The 21,420-nt window shown below is 43.2% G+C and carries 14 protein-coding genes and 1 pseudogene; 5 read left to right on the forward strand and 10 right to left on the reverse strand.

The window, feature by feature from the left end; genetic code table 11:
• Window positions 1-40 precede the first annotated feature (40 nt).
• The 3 genes and pseudogenes from AC6I8Y_RS09650 to AC6I8Y_RS09660 all read right to left on the reverse strand — a co-directional run bounded on the left by AC6I8Y_RS09650 (window position 41) and on the right by AC6I8Y_RS09660 (window position 3,554).
• Complete coding sequence (locus AC6I8Y_RS09650) at window positions 41-1,048, reverse strand: Ldh family oxidoreductase (RefSeq protein ID WP_498020046.1); 1,008 nt, start codon at window positions 1,046-1,048, stop codon at window positions 41-43.
• A gap of 11 nt (window positions 1,049-1,059) precedes the next feature.
• Window positions 1,060-2,076: a zinc-binding alcohol dehydrogenase family protein gene (locus tag AC6I8Y_RS09655; RefSeq protein WP_498020047.1), complete on the reverse strand. Its 1,017-nt coding sequence runs from the start codon at window positions 2,074-2,076 to the stop codon at window positions 1,060-1,062.
• Window positions 2,077-2,086: 10 nt separating this feature from the next.
• Window positions 2,087-3,554, reverse strand: a pseudogene (locus tag AC6I8Y_RS09660) (mannitol dehydrogenase family protein).
• A gap of 369 nt (window positions 3,555-3,923) precedes the next feature.
• On the opposite strand from AC6I8Y_RS09660, the gene AC6I8Y_RS09665 reads away from it, so the two are divergent.
• The 5 genes from AC6I8Y_RS09665 (at window position 3,924) to AC6I8Y_RS09685 (ending at window position 11,007) form a co-directional block, all read left to right on the forward strand.
• On the forward strand, window positions 3,924-4,871 hold the full coding sequence (locus AC6I8Y_RS09665) for a sugar kinase (RefSeq protein WP_498020048.1): 948 nt from the start codon (window positions 3,924-3,926) through the stop codon (window positions 4,869-4,871).
• Window positions 4,872-4,883: 12 nt separating this feature from the next.
• Window positions 4,884-5,510: a bifunctional 4-hydroxy-2-oxoglutarate aldolase/2-dehydro-3-deoxy-phosphogluconate aldolase gene (locus AC6I8Y_RS09670; RefSeq protein WP_498020049.1), complete on the forward strand. Its 627-nt coding sequence runs from the start codon at window positions 4,884-4,886 to the stop codon at window positions 5,508-5,510.
• A gap of 24 nt (window positions 5,511-5,534) precedes the next feature.
• Window positions 5,535-6,623 (forward strand): 3,6-anhydro-alpha-L-galactonate cycloisomerase, encoded by a 1,089-nt coding sequence (locus AC6I8Y_RS09675; RefSeq protein ID WP_498020050.1) that lies wholly within the window; start codon window positions 5,535-5,537, stop codon window positions 6,621-6,623.
• 307 nt (window positions 6,624-6,930) lie between these two features.
• Complete coding sequence (locus AC6I8Y_RS09680) at window positions 6,931-9,306, forward strand: alkaline phosphatase D family protein (protein ID WP_498020051.1); 2,376 nt, start codon at window positions 6,931-6,933, stop codon at window positions 9,304-9,306.
• Between the two features lie 357 nt (window positions 9,307-9,663).
• Window positions 9,664-11,007: an RICIN domain-containing protein gene (locus tag AC6I8Y_RS09685; protein ID WP_498020052.1), complete on the forward strand. Its 1,344-nt coding sequence runs from the start codon at window positions 9,664-9,666 to the stop codon at window positions 11,005-11,007.
• 177 nt (window positions 11,008-11,184) lie between these two features.
• Here AC6I8Y_RS09685 and AC6I8Y_RS09690 read toward each other — a convergent pair whose 3' ends face one another.
• The 7 genes from AC6I8Y_RS09690 to aldA all read right to left on the reverse strand — a co-directional run bounded on the left by AC6I8Y_RS09690 (window position 11,185) and on the right by aldA (window position 21,244).
• Window positions 11,185-12,663, reverse strand: coding sequence for a methyl-accepting chemotaxis protein (locus AC6I8Y_RS09690; RefSeq protein WP_498020053.1), 1,479 nt, complete (start codon window positions 12,661-12,663; stop codon window positions 11,185-11,187).
• A 15-nt stretch (window positions 12,664-12,678) separates the two neighbouring features.
• Window positions 12,679-13,530: a transporter substrate-binding domain-containing protein gene (locus AC6I8Y_RS09695; RefSeq protein ID WP_498020054.1), complete on the reverse strand. Its 852-nt coding sequence runs from the start codon at window positions 13,528-13,530 to the stop codon at window positions 12,679-12,681.
• A gap of 148 nt (window positions 13,531-13,678) precedes the next feature.
• On the reverse strand, window positions 13,679-14,854 hold the full coding sequence (locus AC6I8Y_RS09700; RefSeq protein WP_498020055.1) for a hypothetical protein: 1,176 nt from the start codon (window positions 14,852-14,854) through the stop codon (window positions 13,679-13,681).
• 59 nt (window positions 14,855-14,913) lie between these two features.
• Window positions 14,914-16,083: a beta-galactosidase gene (locus AC6I8Y_RS09705; RefSeq protein WP_498020056.1), complete on the reverse strand. Its 1,170-nt coding sequence runs from the start codon at window positions 16,081-16,083 to the stop codon at window positions 14,914-14,916.
• Window positions 16,023-17,777: a hypothetical protein gene (locus tag AC6I8Y_RS09710; protein WP_498020057.1), complete on the reverse strand. Its 1,755-nt coding sequence runs from the start codon at window positions 17,775-17,777 to the stop codon at window positions 16,023-16,025. The genes AC6I8Y_RS09705 and AC6I8Y_RS09710 overlap by 61 nt, the downstream gene beginning before the upstream one ends.
• A gap of 57 nt (window positions 17,778-17,834) precedes the next feature.
• Window positions 17,835-19,286, reverse strand: coding sequence for a carbohydrate porin (locus AC6I8Y_RS09715; RefSeq protein ID WP_498020058.1), 1,452 nt, complete (start codon window positions 19,284-19,286; stop codon window positions 17,835-17,837).
• A 515-nt stretch (window positions 19,287-19,801) separates the two neighbouring features.
• The gene (aldA, locus tag AC6I8Y_RS09720; RefSeq protein ID WP_498020059.1) at window positions 19,802-21,244 is read right to left on the reverse strand and encodes an aldehyde dehydrogenase; all 1,443 of its coding nucleotides are present in this window, start codon (window positions 21,242-21,244) and stop codon (window positions 19,802-19,804) included.
• Window positions 21,245-21,420: the final 176 nt, after the last annotated feature.

Genomic DNA, 21,420 nt, shown 5'->3' on the forward strand with positions numbered 1-21,420 from the left:
TCAAATCAAAAGGCGGTTAACACTACTTTGGAGAACTATTTTAACTTGTTAAGTATGCATAGACGCTTTTCGCGACTGGGATGCCCTCAACTTCACACTTGGCTTTGTAAGCAACTTGTGGGTCGTTAGGCGCGAGTACTTTTTCTGTACCTGGTACTGGTGCGACGGCTCTCAGCTCAGACACCATCGCCGCCATAGTCACTGCGAACAATGCATTACCTAGCTTCTCAGGGTTAATCACAATCACCAAGCTAGCCAGTTTACGCATCTTGTCGTAATCACCGTACATGCGTACGACGTGATTGCTGAAGTTTGCTCCCATCAATGCTCCAGTCAAAGCATCAATTGCCAATGCGATACCAGACCCTTTGTGACCACCAAACGTCAACAGGTTTTCAACTTTATGAGGGTCTGTTGTCACATTGCCTTCGACATCGATTGCTAGGCCTTCGCCTATTGATTGGTTGGTCTCTTTTGCGTGCAATAGTTTGCCAAAAGCGGTTGCACTGGTTGCCATGTCTAAGATCATTGGCGAGCCACCCTCAACAGGGAAACCAAACGCTATTGGGTTAGTGCCCAAAAATCGCTCTGCTCCACCGTGAGGCGCTACACAAGTATCAGTTTGAGTCATGCCAATCGCAATCATACCTTGACTGGTCGCTTGCTCCATGAAGTAAGACAACGCGCCACAATGAGAGGTATTCTTAACACTGACAAAACCTAATCCAGTCTCTTTGGCAAGTTCAATACCATGATTGGTTGCCGCGATAAGACCTGAATGTCCCATACCATCATCGGAGTCTAAAATGGCTACCGAAGGAGATACTTGTTCAATAGTAAACTTCGCGTTTGCGTTAAGACCACCAGCAGCAAGTCTATTGCAATAGTGTTCAACTCGCATTACACCATGTGAGTGCACGCCTGTGATGTCGGCATGAACTAACACATCCGTCACTTCATTTGCCGTTTTTTCATCAAGTCCTGCTGCAAGGAGTTTGCCAAGCGCAAGAGATTTAAGCTCTTCTGATTTAACGTTGATTGTAGACATGTTACTTCCCTTTAAAAATTGATTACGCCTTTGACTAGCTCTTTATTCTCAACAACATCTTGCTTGTAGTTATTGCCGAAGGTGTGGAAGTCATAGTCTTTATTTTTCATGATATCTTGGTTAATAGCGCCTGAAGCCATCAACTCAATAACGCGTTCAAAATCCACTCGAGTTGCGTTGCGACTGCTCAACAGTGTTGTTTCTTTTTTATGGAATGTTGGATCATCTATAACTAAGTCACCGATATAAAGGCCGATAAATACAATTTTTCCGCCATGGCGAATCAAATCTACACTGCGTGACATAGAACCTTTATTACCGGTTGCATCCATTAACACACACGCTAACTCACCGCCAAAAGCTGCTTTCAAGTTTTGAACGTACTCGTCCTCAAGCGGGTTGAGGGATTTAACGCCTAATTTGGTAACCACTTGGTCGCGTCGGCCAGCATCAACATCAACCACAACGACATTAGCACCTTCCGCTTTTGCAATTGCCGCAGCGGCAAGGCCTATCGGACCAGCACCCACTACAACGACATTGTTGCGAGCGTTAATCTCAGCACGACGCACAGCGTGAGCACTGATAGCGAAGCACTCAACCAGAGCGCCCTCTGAGCTGCTAACGTTCTCAGGAAGTTCAACTAAGTTATCTTCGTAAACCGCTAAATATTCTGAAAAGCCACCATCACGATGAACACCATATAGCGATACATTTTCACAACAGTTTGTTTTGCCTTCATTACATGCAGAACACGTTCCACAAGGTACGCAAGGGATTACAGAATAGCGCTTACCCGGCGTTGCCGACTGACAAGCTTGACCTACTTTTTCCGCTGTACCACAGATCTCATGTCCAAGTACTCTTGGGTAGGAAAAAAATGGCTGTCTGCCCGCGTACGCGTGAATGTCAGTACCACAAATACCTACAGAGTTAATCTTAATAAGTACTTCATTATCTAAGATCGACGGAATATCACGTTCGATATATTCGATGCTATTTGGTTCATGGCAAATAAGTGTTTTCATGGGTGTTTCCTTAATTCTCGGCAATAGAATCAATGACAGCATTGATTCCTTTAGATTCAATAGACATAAATGCTTCAATCACTTTTTCGTGAAACTCTGGGTTCTCGGATTTGTGTGAACCAAAGATTTTTTCGATTGATAGCAGTGCATTCGCTTTCTCCACTGAAGGAGCATCACTCAAGGCAATTTCTTTATAGATAGCCTCAAGTGGATCAAAAATTGTTTCACCATGCAGCGCTTGGTTAATGGTGTAGTGCATCCAACCCGCAATCGCGACCGGTAGACAAACTCTGTCGATACCGCGGCGTTGCAGTGTCATAAATGGGTCGATCGAGCGTTGTGGCAGTTTTTGAGAACCGTCCATCGCAATTTGACCTGTTTTATGTTTGATATTTGTATTACTAAAACGTTGAATCAAAAGGTTGGCATAGGTTTCTAGATTGACCTCTAACCCTTCTTGTAATGATTTGGCCTGCTCTTGGGTCATTAAGCGAAGCGTTGCCGCTTTCAGTGCTTCATCTTGCATACATTCGTAGATAAATTCGTGGCCCGCTAGGCTACCGTTGTAAGCAAGAAATGAGTGGCTACCATTCAACATACGAAGTTTCATTTCTTCGTAAGGCAACACATCACCGACGAACATCGCCCCAGCAGCATCCCAATCCGGGCGGCCTGCAACAAAATTGTCTTCTACAACCCACTGCCTAAAGTCTTCACAGACAATTCCGCAAGGATCTCGATAGCCAGTTTCTTGTTCAATAACATCGAATTGATCGTCAGTCATTGCTGGGACGATTCTGTCGACCATAGTACTTGGGAATGTCACGTGCTCTTCAATCCAGTGTGCAAGTACCGGATCTAACGCTTGAGCAAATGAAACGACCGCATCCTTCGTCAGCAAGCCATTCTCTGGAATGTTGTCACACGACAACACACTAAAAGGCATCAAGCTAAGTTCACGACGCTGACGTAGTGCTTCGGTGATGCACCCTATCGCAGATTTTGGTAAACGAGGGTTCTTTAAATCAAATTGAATCAAGTCATTGCTTAAATCTAGGCGACCGGATTGCGGGTCTGTGCAGTAGCCCTTTTCCGTGATCGTCAAGGAAACTATTTTTACCTGAGGTTCCACCATTTTAGCAATTGCACGCTCAATACCATCGACTGGCGTATGAATCGACTCTGAGATCGTTCTGATCAATCGGGTATGTGTGTTGCTTGCAGACTTCTCAACAACAGTGAACAACCCTTTTTTGCTGCTGAAGGTTACCAATAAGGTCTTCAGGACCAAATAGATTGACCTCGCAGATTCCCCAAAGCTTGCCTGTAGCTTCATTGCTAAGGTCGTTATAAACCGCTTGGTGTCCTCTATGGAATGCGCCGAAACCAAGGTGAACAATATCTGTTTTTAACTCAGCTCTATCGTAAGTAGTTTGAGACGTATATTTAGCGTCAGAAATTTTTGTTGTTGATGTCATATTTCAAGCCCGATTGATTGACCATTATGTGAAGAATCGGCCTAATCCTGCCGTCCCTAAACAATTATAGACACAAATAAAGAACCAATACAAGGCCATTGGACAACCAATTTTTATAAAAAATAGTGATTGAAATAACATATTTTAGTATCAACCATACCTATAACCACTCTCAAACCACCAGAAAAACTTACTATACGGTAATATACATACAATTACTGGAACTGTGATATTACGCTTTTAAATGGCCAATAGATTGGTTGACCAGAAAAGAGACTGCATTTAGTATAGGGACAAGTTAAACCAATTCTACGTGATATGGCAAACAGCCCTCTATCTGTTACCTAAATTCAATCTGTGAGTGTAAAAATGAAAGACAACAGTCCAAAATACCCTAAAATATTGAGCTTTGGTGAACCGATGTTCGAGTTTAGTCAACTAAAGGAAGTAGATGATACACAGGGGGACTTTTTGAGTGGTTATGGTGGTGATGCGTCTAACTTCGCCATCGCAGCAGCTAGGCAAGGTGCCGACGTAGGTATGCTAACGCATCTAGGCGATGATGAATTTGGTAAGCGATTCCTAGACTTGTGGAAACAAGAACAAGTATCTGCCGACCATGTTATTTCAAATCCGGACGCTCACACTGGTGTTTACTTTATTACTCATGACCAAGAAGGTCATCATTTTTCATTTATGAGAAAGGGCTCAGCCGCATCATTAATCACGCCTGCACGCTTGCCTGTAGAGGCGATTCGCCACGCCAAATTATTTCACACGACAGCCATAACCCAAGCGATAAGCTCCACCAGTTGTGACTCGGTATTTAGTGCAATCGACATTGCCAAAAGCAATGACACATTAGTATCATTTGACACAAACTTGCGTCTTAAACTCTGGTCTCTGAAAAGAGCAAAAGCGATTATCGAAGAAACAATCTCAAGCGTCGACATTTGCTTCCCTAGTGTTGACGAAGCACAGTTGCTTACAGGGCTTGAACAACCCGACGACATCATCGACCACTACCTTAAACTAGGCGCGAAGGTCGTGGTCTTGAAACAAGGTAGTGACGGTGCAACCGTGGCAAACGAACACACTCGTCATCATATAAAACCTCATCAAGTAACCCCTGTAGATGCTACGGCGGCAGGCGATTCTTTTGCAGGTTCTTTCTGTACTCATTATGTTAATGGACTAAGCCTGGAAGAATGTCTTGCTCACGCTAATGCTACCGCTTCAATCACAATCACCGGTTACGGTGCTGTTGCACCATTGCCCACTCTTGCGCAGGTGAAATCTCGCCTTGGCTCAAAATAAAAGGGAATAATAATGTCATTACTAAACGAGCGATTGGCTCAATATAAAGTTATCCCCGTTATAGCGATTGATCGAGCGGAAGATATTTTGCCACTGGGTGAGCAATTGGTGGTCAATGGTCTCCCAGTTGCTGAGATTACCTTCCGATCCGATGCGGCAGAAGAAGCAATTAGATTGCTTCGCTCAGCGTATCCAGACATGTTAATCGGTGCTGGGACAATCTTGAATGAAGACCAAGTCATTGCGGCAAAACAAGCTGGCGCTGACTTTATCGTCTCACCTGGACTAAACCCGACGACAATCAAAGCTTGTATAAAACACAATATTGATATCATTCCAGGTGTGAATAACCCATCATTGGTCGAGCAAGCCCTCGAACTTGGCATTACCACACTTAAGTTTTTCCCAGCTGAGGCGTCGGGTGGATTGAATATGCTCAAGTCGCTGCTTGGTCCCTATCAACAAATTAAAGTAATGCCAACTGGGGGCATTAACCCAGATAACGTTCACGATTACTTATCACTATCGGCAGTACTCGCCTGTGGAGGAACGTGGATGGTAGATAAAGAACTGGTCAATGCTGGTAACTGGACTGAAATCGGCAGACTAGTTCAAGACGTTGTAAGATCTGTCGCTTAAGCACAAACAGGAATAGAAAACAGTATGAATACGGCAATTAAAAATATTGAAACAAAGTTGTTTAAGATCCCTCTAGCAGAAGTGCTTTCTGACGCTAAACATGGCGATCACGACCACTTTGAATTGGTTACCACTACAGTAACTCTAGAAGACGGAAGCAAAGGTACCGGTTACACATACACTGGTGGTAAAGGCGGTTTTTCTATCAAAGCGATGCTTGAACATGATATCCAACCAGCTCTACTAGGCAAAGATGGATCTAAAATTGATGAAATTTATGATTTCATGGAATGGCACATTCATTACGTAGGCCGCGGTGGTATTTCTAGTTTTGCGATGTCATGTGTTGACATTGCACTTTGGGATTTAAAAGGTAAACGTGAAAACCAACCACTTTGGAAAATGGCTGGTGGCAAAAATCATACTTGCCAAGCCTATTGTGGTGGTATCGATCTTCAGTTTCCGTTAGAAAAACTGCTAAACAATATCAAAGGCTATCTTTCAGATGGGTTCAACGCCGTTAAAATAAAAATCGGCCGAGAAAACATGCAGGAAGATATTGACCGTATCAAAGCCGTACGTGAGTTTATCGGTCCTGACGTCACCTTTATGATTGATGCAAACTACTCATTATCAGTCGAGCAAGCGATAACATTGTCGAAAGCCGTTGAACAATACGACATCACGTGGTTTGAAGAACCAACGATACCTGATAACTACCTGGGTTATGCAGAGATTGCTGATAATACCTCTATCCCACTTGCTATGGGCGAAAACCTGCACACCATTCATGAATTTGGTTATGCGATGGACCAGGCTAAATTAGGCTTCGTCCAACCAGATGCATCAAACTGCGGCGGCATTACAGGTTGGCTGCAAGCAGCAAACCTAGCGACTAAACATGGTGTACCAGTTTGTACTCATGGGATGCAAGAACTGCATGTAAGTTTGGTCTCGGCTTTTGATACCGGATGGCTGGAAGTTCATAGTTTTCCTATTGACCAATATACAAAACGCCCACTTGTTGTCGATAACCATCGCGCTGTTGCCCCAGAAACTCCGGGGATCGGAGTTGAATTCGATTGGGATAAGATTGCTCAGTATCAAGTTTAATCTGGTTCGATCCAGTATCTAGTTTTTCATTGACCTTAAAGACCTTTGCCCCTCAATACTGAGGGGCTTTTTTTGATTCTGCCAGCATTTCATATAGATGCCGTTACCTGTGAACTCTTTTCTTAGTCTCGACAGGCAGCAAACGCACTAACTCAGTTCGTACATTATTCAAGCAAGATCACATATCTGCAATTCTTATCATTTAGCACTCCTCTTCAGTCACAAAATCCATTTTTCAGCATGTCCACCAAAGCAAATATTGGTTAATGTAATCATGAAAACATATTTACCAAAAGGATTATTCAATATGAGCATTGGGGTCTCAAGGCGCAATATTCTCAAAGCTGCAGGTGCCGGATTGGTGGTTGGTGGCCTTTATGGACAAAGCAGTAGTAGCTTTGCGTCTACATTGGAAACTAGCGACAATATTTTGGTTGACCTAAATGATAGTTGGCAAAATACTCATGACCGAATTTGGATTGGCGGCAATTACTGGGCTAATCCAATGGAAGACTGGATGATAAAAGATGGCGGTGTTGAGGTGTTAAGCCTCGGCGGTAACAGAAGCGTTCATCTACTAACTCATCAAATAACCAACCCTACTGCAGGATTTGAGATGTCGGTCGTTGTAAAGCGTATCGATATACAACCACAGGATGGTGGCGCAGGCCTTCGTCTCGGTGCTCGAAGCGAACTAAATGACTACCGAAGCAACTGTTTCGTACAGCGCGGCTTTGATGCTTTGTATACTAAAGACACTCTCATTCTGGGTAACAAGTCCGTAAAAATGAGTTCATCGACGACTGATGAGCCCATCCAGTTATATCTGAAGGCAACGACTGTCGCAGGTGCAGTAACGGTGACGTTAACGGCTACCGAGCTTAAGAGTAAAAAAGTACTAGGTACAATAAATGCTATTGCATCTAATGATGAATTACTTGGTAATATTGCCGTCGTTAGCAACGCGAACATAGAGTCCACATATGGCAATATCATTGCAAAAGAGGACCAGGGTTGCCGCTATCGTTTCGAGAAATGGCAAGTAAAAGGCGCGGCGTTCTCTGTTGATGATACTCATCGCTTTGGCCCAATATTGTGGACCATGTATACGGTCAACAACTCCCGAAGCGACCGTGGACATGTGATGAAGATGACGGCATTCGTCGGCCCAATGGGGAACAAAGACGAACAAAACGCGACCCTTCAACTGTTTGTTGACAATGAGTGGAAAACCGCTGCTAAAGCACCTCTAAACCAAGAAAGTTGGTTCGCTACGTTCGAAATAGAAAACTGGGATGAAAGCAAATCTACATCTTATCGTGTCGTATACGCTGAGCAACATAAAGACGGAACGGAAACACTTGATGTTTGGCCAGGTGAGATTCAAGCTGAGCCCAAGGGACGTCAGTTAAATATGGCGGCATTTACTTGCCAGAATGACTACGCTTACCCTTATGAGCCATTGAGAAAGAACGTCGAAAGCCTGAACCCTGACCTATTGTTCTTTTCGGGTGATCAGCTTTATGAAAGCCACGGTGGGTTTGGTGTCATTCGATCTCCCGACGACAAAGCGATTCTCAACTACTTGAGAAAATACTATCAGTTTGGCTGGGTGTTTAGAGAATCAATGAGTCGCGCACCCACAATTTGTATCCCAGATGACCACGATATCCTACAAGGGAACATGTGGGGTGAAGGTGGCGCGATTATGGCTAACCCTGAAAAAGACCCTAGTGCTTCAGTGTTGACTGGATACATCCAATCACCGCGATTTGTTAACGTTGTACATGACACTCACACCTCCCACCATCCGGCACCTTACAACGTTGCACCTGCGGAGGCTCAAAATGGCATTAAAGCCTACTTCGGTGAAATACTGTATGGCAATGTTAGCTTTGCTGTGCTCTCTGACAGACAGTTTAAAAGCGGTCCTGATCGTGTAGACGCACTAGTTGGCATCACAGGACGAGATGAAGAACCTCTTTATTTCAACCCTTCACTCGACAACGAAAAACTCGAAATGCTAGGGGCAACACAAGAGGCGTTCCTAACAGAATGGGCTCAACAGTGGGATCAGCATGCGTTAAAAGCAGTACTCAGTCAGACTGTGTTTGCAAGTCTAGCGACACACAATGGAGGTCCAGATAAGTATCTCAAGTATGATTTTGATAGTAACGGATGGCCTGCATCAAGTAGAGACCGAGCAGTCAACATTATCAAAGACTCCATGGCACTTCATATTTGTGGCGACACACACCTCGCTTCCATATCTCAATATGGTGTTGAGAAACAACGTGATGCAAACTGGGCTTTCGCAGTACCTGCAATTGCTGCCGGATGGCAACGATTTTGGATCCCAGAGTCTGTTGGAATTGCTACAGATAACCGTCCCTCACATGGGCTTCCTCATACAGGAGAATCTCTGGATGCATTTGGAACAAAAAACTACGTCTATGCGGTCGCGAATCCCGTTGTAGGCCAATCTGACAACCGATATGTCAGAGCACAAGAAAAAGGTAGTGGATTTGGTGTTATCGAGTTTGATACCGATAAACTTACTTATCGTTGTACTGCCTATCGTTTCTTGGCTGATGTCAATAATCCTAACCTCGATAATATTTATGAAGGCTGGCCTGTAACAATAGAACAAAAAGAAAACCGTGGAGAAAATATCATTAGCTAAGTAAGGGATATAAAAAACCATATGAGAGCTCACCTTGTTGATGAGCTCTCATATCTATTTTAATAGTTTGTATCACCTCTCACCCCCGAACAAACCCTCTCATAACCGTTTCAACAAAATAAGCCAACCAACGAAAAACGACTTCCAGAAAATTGCCTGAACCATATAAACAATCACAATATAACAAGCGCCACGTCTCACTTTTATAATAAACACTAATCGATAGCAACACATTTTCCAAATTCACAAAAACAGCAATGAATAATAACATTTGTTGAACTATAATATTACAGTGCAAATACAAGGTTTGCACTACATCCAAACTATTTTTTATATCCACATATTTAAGGATGAATAATGAAATTACTAATACTCACTCTACTCACCATTGCCATAAATCCTGCTTTCGCAAATGATTGGGATTCTATTCCAATTCCTGCAGAGTTAGACGACGGTCAACAGTGGGAGTTACAAGAAGCTTATTCCGACTCTTTTAACTACTCGGGTAAAAACACCACTTTCACGAGCAAGTGGAACGACACCTATTTTCATGGATGGACCGGTCCAGGTTTAACTTATTGGCAGTCGAACGAGTCATGGGTTTCGGATGGAAACCTAATTATCAGCGCATCTCGTCGTCAAGGTACAGAACAAGTTAATGCTGGCGTTGTAACCTCTAAGACGAAAGTAAAATATCCAATTTTCATGGAAGCTAGAATTAAAGTTAGTAATCTAGAGCTTTCATCAAATTTTTGGTTATTGAGTGAAAATGACGAGCGCGAGATTGATATTCTCGAGGTATATGGTGGAGCGAAGGATACCTGGTTTGCGAAAAACATGTCGACTAACTTCCATGTTTTCCTTAGAAACTCTGATAACACAATTAAAAGTGATTTCAACGACCAAACACACAACGAACCAAGTTGGGGGACGTATTGGAGAGATGGTTTCCACCGCTTTGCTGCCTATTGGAAAAGTCCTACAGAAGTGACGTTCTATATAGATGGTGTAAAGACACCGAAAGGTTCGTGGGAACAAGTGTTGATGAAAGACAAGGATTACACTGGACAAACTCTAGATAAGAGCCAGTTTAACATGGATGAAGAGATGTTCATTATACTTGACACTGAAGACCATTCGTGGCGTTCAGAGGCTGGTATCGTTGCTTCTGATGCGGATCTAGCCGATAGCTCGAAAAATAAAATGTACGTTGACTGGATTCGTGTTTATAAACCAGTTCGAGACAACGATAATAACGGCGTTGTCCCTCCGAGTGATGCAACTAGTTTACAGTTTATTCATAGTAATAGATGTCTCGATGTAAAAGATGGAGCAACGTGGAATGGTAGTACCTATCAACAATGGAGTTGCAACACGTCAAATAGCAATCAACGTTTCACTTTCACTCCAGTATCAAACAGTGAGTATTTAATTCAATCAGATAAAAGTCAACTCTGCGTTGAGTTAAAACCAGACGCATCTCAATGGAAAGATGGTGCTACTATCCAGCAGTATATTTGTAATTCAGCAGAAGAAAATCAGTTGTGGACGTTATTCGACAAAGGCAGTAACACTTTTGAGTTAAGAAATAAGAAGACGGGTAAGTGTCTTGAGGTTGCTAACAACCAAGCAACTAACGGCGGTAGCATTATCCAAGCGTCTTGTGATGGAGGAAACAACCAACGGATTAAATTCAAGTAAATCGCTTGCAACCTAATCTAATTAGTACATTCATTTAATGACTTTTTATTAAATGAATGTACATCTTTCTTGTTCATCGGCTCCTTCTCTTCAATATACCACTCCAATAGAACACCTAATAAAAAAGTGGCGTAAACGCCACTTTCTAGGAACAACTATATCGAAAAGTTATCAACGTTACATATTAAAACGTCCGATATTCGCCGTTAAACTATGATTCACTCCCTGAAGCTCTTCGACTTTGGCATTTACTTCCGTTGCATTTGCTGATAAAGATGCAGATAACTGATTTAGCTCATCAATATTCACAGCAATCGTCTTTGTTACTTCACTTTGTTGCTTGGTCGAAACAGCAACTTCACTATTCATACTGTTAATTGAATCAATATTCGCAGAAATCTGCTTCAAATTTTGAGATAGGCTATTTGCTGCTGCAGTGACCTCCTGAGATGACCCTAAACTCGCCACCATAGAATCCGCAGCGCTTTTAGCGTTAGCTTGTAAGCCTGAAACAATACTCTCAATTTCCGATGTTGAATTCTGGGTTTTCTGTGCCAGTGCTCTTACCTCATCAGCGACCACGGCAAAACCGCGTCCCTGATCGCCTGCCCTAGCCGCTTCTATCGCTGCATTTAGTGCTAATAAATTCGTTTGCTCTGCAATATTTAAAATCACCTCTACGACTGAACCTATATCAGACGAGGACTGAATCAGATTATCAATTCTTCGGGATGTTTCACTAATTTGGTCAGATAGATTCGTAGCCAGTGTCCCGTTTTGCTCAACCAGACGACCACCTTCCTCAACACATTCGATTGCATCTTGAGTTTTGGCCAATGTCGTTTCTGCGTTTCGGTAAACATCTTCAGCAGAGACACTGATCTCCTCTAACGATGAAGCAGCGGTTTGCATTGAAATTTGCTGAGCGTGAGAATCATCCTGCGATTGCTGCGCCGCAGTAGTCAGCGTATTCGATATCTCTCTTATATGATTGCTATTATTCACAACACCAGCAATCATATCCATTAGGTTATCCATCAAGTTATTAAAGTTCTTGGTTAACCGCCCAATTTCATTCTCACTTTTAACAGCAATACGCTGCGACAAGTCCGCATCACCTTTTGATAAGCGATAAAGTGACGTTGTAACATCATCAATAGGCTGAATAACAAGTTTGCGCATGAAGAAATAGACACTGACAATAACGAGTACCAAAACCAACACTATGCCAAACATCATCAGCAGCATTTCATTTTGCATACTTTGAGCAATAATTGCAGGGTCAAACTGGAAGGTAATTGTACCAATCTTCGAACCACCGCGTTCTACCGAATGCGCTCGTGTGCTTAGTTCTGTATGTTGAGTACCTGAACTAGCGATCGCTTTACCACGCTGGTCAACGACTACGACAGAATGCAGTATTTCAGAGTTTAACAATGCATCCGTAACCGCCTGAGCTTGCTCAAAATCATAGGCAAATATTGCCTCTACTAATGCCGCATCTGCCAAGCCGATTGTAGACTCTAGATCTTGCGTGTACGCCGTGTTCAGTCGGTCTTTAACCGTGAAATAGCTGGCGCCACCACCGATAGCGATCCCAACAAGCCCGACTAAGATAAGGAAAATTGAGAGTGATTTACTTAAACTATTATTCATTTTCTCGAACCTATTCTATCGATTAATATCAAGCCAAAGCTCTTTTCTATTAATTGGTGCATCTAGAGGTAAATATGGATTTTTAATGTTAATGATGTTTCTTTCAGCTATTCGGCTTGATTTAAATGTCTCTTTAATAAGCTGAGAGTTATAGAAAACCTCATCAAAACTGCCATCGGCTATCGCCATTTCTAATCCGGAGTTCAATGAATGGTACAGCTGCTTATTTTCTTTAGACACATAGAAATACATGGCTGATGGGTAAACAAGAAGAATATTTTCTTCAACCGCTAGCTCAAGCTCATGCTGGTCTCGAACGACACCATGGGATTCATGAACACCGAGAGGTAAGTAGTCAAAGCGATCTCCCTCGACCATATGAAAAAGACTCTCTGCCTTTACCGGTTTCACGACGTCTAAATTCGCTGATTCTAGAATCTTAGTATCAGACCAAAACCGGCCTAGACCTGCTTTTAGTTTCCGAAGATCATCAATATTTTTAACACCAAAGAACTTGTTTTGACTGTTTTTTTCAATCACAAAAGTACGGTAACCGGCAAGGCCTTTAAAAATGGGAATTTTAATTGCTTCAAGTTGATTTTGTAGATCTTGAGAAGCACCAGCCCACATAACATCGATATTTCCATTTCGGACTTCTTCTACAAGTCTCGCATCAGATAAATATTCATCGGCATGAGTAATATCGTGAGATGCTGCACTTTTTTCAAGCGCTAAATCAATCAACTCGAGAATGAGAGTATCTCGCCCCGGAAATACCATCGGTGTTTTTATCTCTGCATGAGCCATGAATGTCGTACTGATGGCAACAAGCATTAAGAATATGTTTTTGCTTTGATATATCTTCATGTAACGCACCGCTTTTATACTTCTTGAAGAATGCGATTTTTAGACACCAACGAACAACAAAGTCATTAACACACGAACGTACTGAGTCAATTGGCGCTTTGAATTGGCATATTGGAAAAAGGCAGCCGTACGACTGCCTTATCGAGTACTACTTTCTGCGACGCCAGAATGCCAGTGCAGAAACAATGAATAGACCTAAGCTACCAAAGCTACCACCTTCACCGATGATCTCTGGGTATTCTGGATCTGGACCTGGGTTTGGAGGAGTCGTTCCGCTATCCTGACCTGAAACAAGAATGTTATCGAAGTAAACAGCCACATCAGCCGTTGGATTAATATCAAGCATAAACTGGATTCCGCCAACTGCGCCTTTGGTAAAGTTAGCACCTGCTTCAGAAGAATCTAGGTCTACTTTGATCGTCTGAGGCTCTTCAGATGAAGGAAGAGTCTCTCCACCATATAGGTTATAGCTCTCGCCCCAATCTGTATTCTGAGCGATCAATTTCACCGTAATAGCAAGGTCTTGTCCAGAGTTGTTGATAACATCGAATTCAAAAGTGTCGCGAGCACTCCAGTCCCACTCTCCCCACAGACTCGTACCTTGATGGCTAGCATCGAAATCAATCTTCCACGACTTACCATCACCATCACTGGAATAGTCACTAGACACCATATTGCTTAACGACGCAGCGTCGTTGTCAATAACCGTACCAACATCGATATCACTGAAAGATTCCACCACCGTCACATCACCAACCGGCGGCTCAGTCGTGTCTTCTTTTACACCTATGACATCTTCAACCTGAACATTGATTGCATTGGTTGTGTCCCAAGGACGAGCAAACATCGCAAAATACATCACATCGGACGCATTAATTTTGTCAGTACACGTCGTCATATCTAACGTATCGGTTCTGTCCGTTGCTGTAGCAAGATCTTCTTGGTAGAAATCGCAGGCGGCACCTGTACTATCTTCTAAGCGCATCGCATACACAGCCGCATTATCACCTGTATTTTGAATGCTATATTTAATAGTATGGTAATCGCTTAAGTCGAGTGCAGTTCCATCAGGACCACCGAAAGATACTTTCTCGTAGTCAGCCGCTCCGCTTGGAGCGAATGCAATATCCCATACTTTGCCGCCATCTGAAGACGCAAAGTCACTCGTCACCAAGTCATGTACTGCACCTTCGTTTGCGTAATATGCAACCGAATCTTCTGGGTTTTCAAGAGTACCTTCAAAACCATTAATTAAGACATCTTCCGCAAGAGCCTGAGCTGAAAACACGCTCGCAACCAATGTGGCTAATACTAGTTTTTTCATTCTATAAATCCTTCTACTTTGAGTAGAACCCGCGACACAACATCGCGGGTCCTATCTCATTATTTCCCAAATCTCTTATTGTAAAGATCTGCGTTGAATTGCTTAGCTGCATCGATAAGTTCGACATACGGCTCATCGGCAATCGTTACAAAACCAATGTTATAGTTCTCACCATCCCAAGCTCGTCCTGTCGCTGGCGAATCCAAATATTGGAACCAATGTGCACCAACAAAATATGGGTCTTTAACAATGCTATCCATATATTGGGTGTACATTTCTGCACGCTCAGTTTGATTCGATACCGTTACAATACCGCCATGGAACAGGCCAGTGTCTGTCGCGCCGAAATGGAATTCACCAATGACACTTGGCTTATCTAGCTCAGGAAGTAGTTTCTTCCAATGCGCTTTTTTGCCGTCATTGAGATCGTTGGCGTACAGGTTGTAGCTCATTACGTCAACATACTTCGCTGCACCTCGTGCGATCTCTGGTGTAACACCCCAATCGGCAAAACGCGCACCTAGGTAAAGGTGGTTAGGTAGGACACGTTTCACTTCTCCTCGTACTACTGAGAAGTACTTCTCAGACAGCATTTGCAGCAACTCGGAGTAATCCGTTTTCATTCCCGCAGTCAATGCTGAACGGTGGTCAAAGGAGCGATTGAATGAATCCCAAGACGCCACCTTACTACCCCAAGCAGAGTTAAGCTTTTCTACTGTTTTATATTTCGCTTTTAGATGGTCAGCAAACACTTTTTTCGCTGGGCTATCTTTCGCGTCATAAGCCAATGCATTGACGACCAAACCGTAGTGATTTGCTTCGTTCATGACATTGCCCCAGCTGATTTCGTTATCAACGAAAACACCCACAAGCCATTGATCATCGTCTTTTACTCGTGAAGCGACTTCGTCTGCCATGTCACGAGCGCTGTTTTTGAACTCAGGATCGAATGGGTCGTGAATCGGTCCCCAGTAATCGTTACCAGTGCTGATTCGTTTATGATCACCATGAATCCAACCATGCGCTTCATAAGCAACACGATCTGAACCAAAGAACATTGGATCAATCCAGTTTCCAAGTGTGGTGAAACCCCAATCAACCATTCTGTCAAGCGTCACGTCTTTCCAGATCTTCATTGCTTCGGCTTGGTCTGTATCGTACTTACGCATTAGGTTCGCACGATAGAAACTGAACACTTCGCCTTTTTCAGTGCGCCAGAGTGAATCCATCCCGCATAATCGTAATTGACCGCCAAAGGATCGTTTTCTTCTGGTAACCACTCAAACATCGAGTTGCGCAGTTCAGAAGCAACAACACGGCCTTCTTTAGTATCAACATTGGCAAAATCAATACCGGTAATTGTTACCGTGTCATCCATTCGAACGTTATCAAGCCCTGTCATGAAGAACATACATCCCTCAGGGTCAACCATCGTCCATTTGCCATCCACTTTTTCTGTACGGAAAAAGCCTGTCGCTTCAAGACGTGGGCCGTCTTTCCAACCACCGAATTTACAGCGATCTGCCATTGGCTTAACATTACCAAGTTGGGCTAACGCTTCTTTACCGGCCTCTCTTAGCTCTTCATCGGTATGGACTTTTTCTTCCCATTCATCACCCGTGAACTGACCATATTGGTCAACGATACCGGAATAGCGCGACGTATCTGCATCAAGGTTTGGAACTAGTCGAATGGAATCGACAACGATTTTTGCATCCTTAGTCGGGTTTTGTAGGTACAGCTGAACATTATCAATGTTTGAGACATCAAGACCCGTTTCACCCCAGCCATAACTGATGGCCTGCGCATCATAAGATAGCTTTGGCGGTTCACTTCTCATACCAGAGACAACGTGACCTTCAAGCTCGCGCAAAGACATGTAGTACGTAGACTTCTTGCCAGGTAGGATTGTCATATAACTAGACATACTGTCAGTAACGCCGTCCGCAGTTCCGCCCCAGTTTGCATTTTCAGCTTGGTCGACACGGACAAACATTTGAATAGCGTCGTCTGTTGGGTTCTCAATATCAAACGCTAAGTTAAAGTCCCCTTTATCAGACCAATTCCATGGTGTTTTCGGCATAAACGTTACATTTGGGTACGCGTTTGTCGCCGAGAATTTAACCTCCAAACCCTTACCATCAGCGGTGTCAACAACGCGCGTTTGAGTCGAGTTGCTGCGCTCTGCACTTACAAACGTCTCTTCACCACTTTCGAAACTGGTGATAGCAGCAACGGTTGGTACCGGACCAGCTGCAACAATTTTTTCTTCAGCTGCAACAAAATCACCGGTCGAATTCACCAACTCTAAATTGTCTAAAATAATGCTCTGGGCATCTGCTGGCCCTTGAACAAACACTTGAAGTTCAACTAATTTTCTTAGATTAAGGTTATCACCATTCCAATAACCATCTAGCTTACGGACACCACCATTAAATAACATTTCAATAGTTTGAGTTTCGCCCGCACCAATATTGACCGCGTAATTTAACTGATTAGTTTCCGCGCCCATTTGACCGACGTTATCAACCAATTTAAAAATCACGTTCGCTGGCGTGTCTAGAGGGTTAGTCACATCAACCTTAAAACTACCTTTTGCATTCCAGTTCCACTCACCGGATGCAGGGAAGAATTTCACGTTTGGCCAGTACTTGTATTTGTTGGCATCTGAAACGGCATCAAAGTCGATTTGTAATGCCTTGCTTCCAGCTGTTACACCGCTTTCGCTGGTGATTTTTGTTTTGGCATGCTCTGCACGTGCAGAGTTAAAGAAACTATCCGATTCAAAATCAGGATAAACCGCCGCGACTTCTGCGGCATTGTCACCCGTATTAACATCGTCGGTTGGTGTTGATTTACAACCGTAACCCGCAACTAAAACCGTAGATAGCAATACTGCTATTTTCGTTTTATTTGTATTCATCGTTATAATCCTAAAAAGAAAAGTGGTGGCAATCTAAAGAGACTGCCACACAAAAAATTACCACCAAGTTTCAAACATCAGACCAAAGGTTGTCGCATTCTTCTTGCCCAGTTCAGTAATGTATGGGTTGTAGCCTGCCTGCCAGTCACTGTAACCATTGTCAAAGCTTTGGAATGCTAATGTATTGGTGTCTAGCTGACCGTAGGTAACAAACAAACGAATAGTAGGGCGGTCCCAGTAACCACTACCTAGATGGATGTCTTGAGCAAGAGTGATTTTTGCAGAAGAGTTCGTGCCATCTGAACCGCTCATGCTACCCAAGCCATTAACTTCGAAGTCCATTTGGTCATAAGCCATTTCAAGCTTGGTTGAGAACTTGTTGTTCCACTTATAGGTGCCTCGAACCACTGCTTGATTCCAAGTGGTTTTTTCGTAAGGTAGATCCCAGTTGATCGCTAGATCTTTAACATCATCGCCATAAGACGCGGTCTCGTGAGAAAGCAAGTACTCTAAACGGATTGAATCTGTAATCTCTTGCATGCCGTCAAAGAAACCACCTACCTGATAGCTAGGACGGTGCAGCCATGATTGCGTCATTGAAGAACTGGTTTTGCTGCTATAACGAACTAGTAATCGATTAAAGTCAGCCCACTCACCTTGCTTAATAGAGAAACCAACTTGGTAAGAGTCTGGGTTATCGTCACGTGCAGAGCGACTGTAATCACCATTTGAAATGTGTGACTTCATATCTGCATCAGAGCCGAAATAACGGCCATAGTTAACAAACACGTCGCCTTTCACGTTGTCAACGATTGGCATGCTATGCAATTTAGCGTGGAATGAAACGTTGCCACCGCTGTAACCCTGAACCGAATCAGGCTTGCATTGATTTGATGAGTCTTTTTCACAGAACTCATGAGTCGTACCACCAAACCCGTCTTTCACCGCACCAAGGTCCAACATGCCGAAACCAACATCATAGTTATCAACACCACCACCAATGCCATCCTGGTTTACGTGTTGGTATGCGTTGAGTGACGCTTCATAACGGCCGTAGTAACGCTTACCCATCCACACCGCGGCGTTAGGGTTGCTATCAAAAATACCTGTACCATGTACCCACCACTCGTCCAAATAGACATAGCTTGAAGGTGGTTTTGATGGATCGTTGTAATCACTCGCACCGGTAAACAGGTTCACATGCGTTACCCAGTTCATATCATTCTGGCTCACACCATAATCGAAATGGAGCTCCGCCTGACTGCCTTCGTTTCCTAGTTTACCCGTTGGTTTGTATGGGTTACCTGCTGTTTGAATAATGTTGACACCGTTATGAGCACGCTCTGCCTCTTTACTCACTAACTGGTCCTGAGTCACACCTACAACACCGCGACCATAACCCGAAAACTTGAAACCATCGAGATAAGTAGCATCTGCCGCAATGGCTGGTGCGCATACACTACTTACTGCAGCAGCAACAAGAGAGAGTGAAAGAATTTTCCTTTTCATTTTTTTATTTACCCGTTTAAGTCGTTAATTCATCAATTACTGTAAGTAGAAACAAATAGAACTTTGCGTTAAACAACCCCCAACTTTGCTTAACCAATGGAGCTCTAATGTTGATAAGTTTAAAGATTGGTTGCCCAATTTAACGTGATGAATGTAGCATTTCGCTTTCACAATCTATTTTTGAGGTAAAAACTTGATCAAAATCGGTTTTTTATAAAAAAATGCCATACAAAAAAGCGCCACAAATCACAAAAAAGGAAACTCAAATCCAGCAAAAATTATCATGCAACTAGTTGAATTTTAGGTATTTTAATTTCGAACAGTTTTGTAGCACACGTTATAGCATGACGCAAAGAATAACGTTCGCACAAAGGTGTAACAAAGCTCATGATTGTTTAGACCAAATTTTATACAACCGTGATTCTTGCGCCAATAATGAGGGGAATTTAAGAAGAGTGAACCGATTACAATTGAATCATCATAATCGGTTCATTAGTTATGCAGGAACGATGTTATTAATCAAAGTTTACATAGAACGTCTTTTTCTCTAAGTATTGCTCAAAGCCATATTTACCATCTTCTCCGCCAGTACCACTCAACTTATAACCATTGTGGAAACCTTGGTGTTGCTCACCATGACCGCGATTAATGTAAATTTCACCCGACTCCAATTCAGAAAGTAATCTGTTGATGTATTTCATGTTTTTAGTGCATACCATCGCAGCGAGGCCATAGTCACTGTCATTCGCATACTCAATGACTTCCTCAAATGAATCGAATCGAATAACAGGCAGAATCGGTCCAAACGCCTCCTCATGAACAATCGTCATCGTTTGTTTAACGTCTGTCAGCACGGTCGGTTGGAACCAAAAGCCTTTTTCAAACCCTGGCCCTTGAACACGTTGACCGCCATAGGCGATAGTCGCGCCTTCTTCGACGGCTTGTTGAACAAGCTCTTCCATATGAAGCAGTTCACGTGCGTTCACTTTAGGCCCCATGTCACTCGTTGGGTCCATAGGGTCTCCCACTCGAATCGACGCTACTTTATCTAGGAATATACGCATAAAATCGTCATAAACCTTACTGTGTACATACATCCTTTCGTTACAAGTACATACTTGCCCACAGTTATCGAAACGAGAATGCAAGGCAGCCGCTGCTGCCTGGTTAAGATCTGCATCTTCCATAACAATAAAAGGAGCCTTACCGCCTAATTCAAGCTGAACGTGCGCCATATTATTGGCAGACGCTTTAATAATCGACTGGCCTGCTGGAGTACTTCCTGTCATCGAGACCATATTGGTTGATCTATGTCCAACTAACGCATTCCCGAGTGTTCTTCCCCCACCCGTTACAATGTTCAATATGCCTGCGGGAATACCCGCCTGCTCGGCTAGATAACCTAACTCAAGTGTTGCTAAAGGCGTTTCTGATGTCGGTTTTACCACGATGGCATTACCAGCAACCAACGCAGGCCCAATTTTGCGACCTGCTAACGCGAGTGGAAAGTTCCATGCCGTTATCGCAACTACGACGCCGCGCGGCACTTTATGGATCATAATTTGTTCATTCTCATTATCAGACTGAACGATATCGCCATCCATCTGCCTCGCCCAGTCGCACGCATACTCGATAAATGAACTGGTTACCTCTACCTCACCCAGTGCAACACGATGCATTTTCCCTTGTTCTTTAACGATTAACTCGGCTAAGTGTTCTTTATTGTCTCTAATTAGTTGTGCAAAGGTACGCATGATGTCTGCGCGTTGTCTGGCAGGCTTGCGAGCCCAAGAGGCTTGGGCTTTTTTCGCTACGTCTAAAACCCAGTCAGCATCACTCTCGTCAGCATTTTGGATTTCCGCAATCACTTCTTCCGTTGATGGACTAATTACACTCTCTATTTGCTTGCTTTTGGCATCAACCCACTCACCACCGACATACATTTGATAACGTTTCATCTTGGTCTTACCTCTAAATTAAATAATAAAATTGGTTGAACAAAAGATAACAGCACCTTTGCCAATTCCAAATAATCTAAGTCACATTACCGAAAATACCTTAAAAAAAATGAACCCCGAGCCAAATGGGTTGATCTATTTCATAAAACTGGAAAATAAATAAACAATTTGGAGGA

This window comes from Vibrio sp. KUL78 (genome assembly GCF_059725505.1).

Coding starts and splice junctions, on each gene's coding strand:
- AC6I8Y_RS09650 (WP_498020046.1), bottom strand. CDS start 1,048: ATGTCTACAATCAACGTTAAATCAGAAGAGCTTAAATCTCTTGCGCTT.
- AC6I8Y_RS09655 (WP_498020047.1), bottom strand. CDS start 2,076: ATGAAAACACTTATTTGCCATGAACCAAATAGCATCGAATATATCGAA.
- AC6I8Y_RS09665 (WP_498020048.1), top strand. CDS start 3,924: ATGAAAGACAACAGTCCAAAATACCCTAAAATATTGAGCTTTGGTGAA.
- AC6I8Y_RS09670 (WP_498020049.1), top strand. CDS start 4,884: ATGTCATTACTAAACGAGCGATTGGCTCAATATAAAGTTATCCCCGTT.
- AC6I8Y_RS09675 (WP_498020050.1), top strand. CDS start 5,535: ATGAATACGGCAATTAAAAATATTGAAACAAAGTTGTTTAAGATCCCT.
- AC6I8Y_RS09680 (WP_498020051.1), top strand. CDS start 6,931: ATGAGCATTGGGGTCTCAAGGCGCAATATTCTCAAAGCTGCAGGTGCC.
- AC6I8Y_RS09685 (WP_498020052.1), top strand. CDS start 9,664: ATGAAATTACTAATACTCACTCTACTCACCATTGCCATAAATCCTGCT.
- AC6I8Y_RS09690 (WP_498020053.1), bottom strand. CDS start 12,663: ATGAATAATAGTTTAAGTAAATCACTCTCAATTTTCCTTATCTTAGTC.
- AC6I8Y_RS09695 (WP_498020054.1), bottom strand. CDS start 13,530: ATGAAGATATATCAAAGCAAAAACATATTCTTAATGCTTGTTGCCATC.
- AC6I8Y_RS09700 (WP_498020055.1), bottom strand. CDS start 14,854: ATGAAAAAACTAGTATTAGCCACATTGGTTGCGAGCGTGTTTTCAGCT.
- AC6I8Y_RS09705 (WP_498020056.1), bottom strand. CDS start 16,083: ATGGATTCACTCTGGCGCACTGAAAAAGGCGAAGTGTTCAGTTTCTAT.
- AC6I8Y_RS09710 (WP_498020057.1), bottom strand. CDS start 17,777: ATGAATACAAATAAAACGAAAATAGCAGTATTGCTATCTACGGTTTTA.
- AC6I8Y_RS09715 (WP_498020058.1), bottom strand. CDS start 19,286: ATGAAAAGGAAAATTCTTTCACTCTCTCTTGTTGCTGCTGCAGTAAGT.
- aldA (WP_498020059.1), bottom strand. CDS start 21,244: ATGAAACGTTATCAAATGTATGTCGGTGGTGAGTGGGTTGATGCCAAA.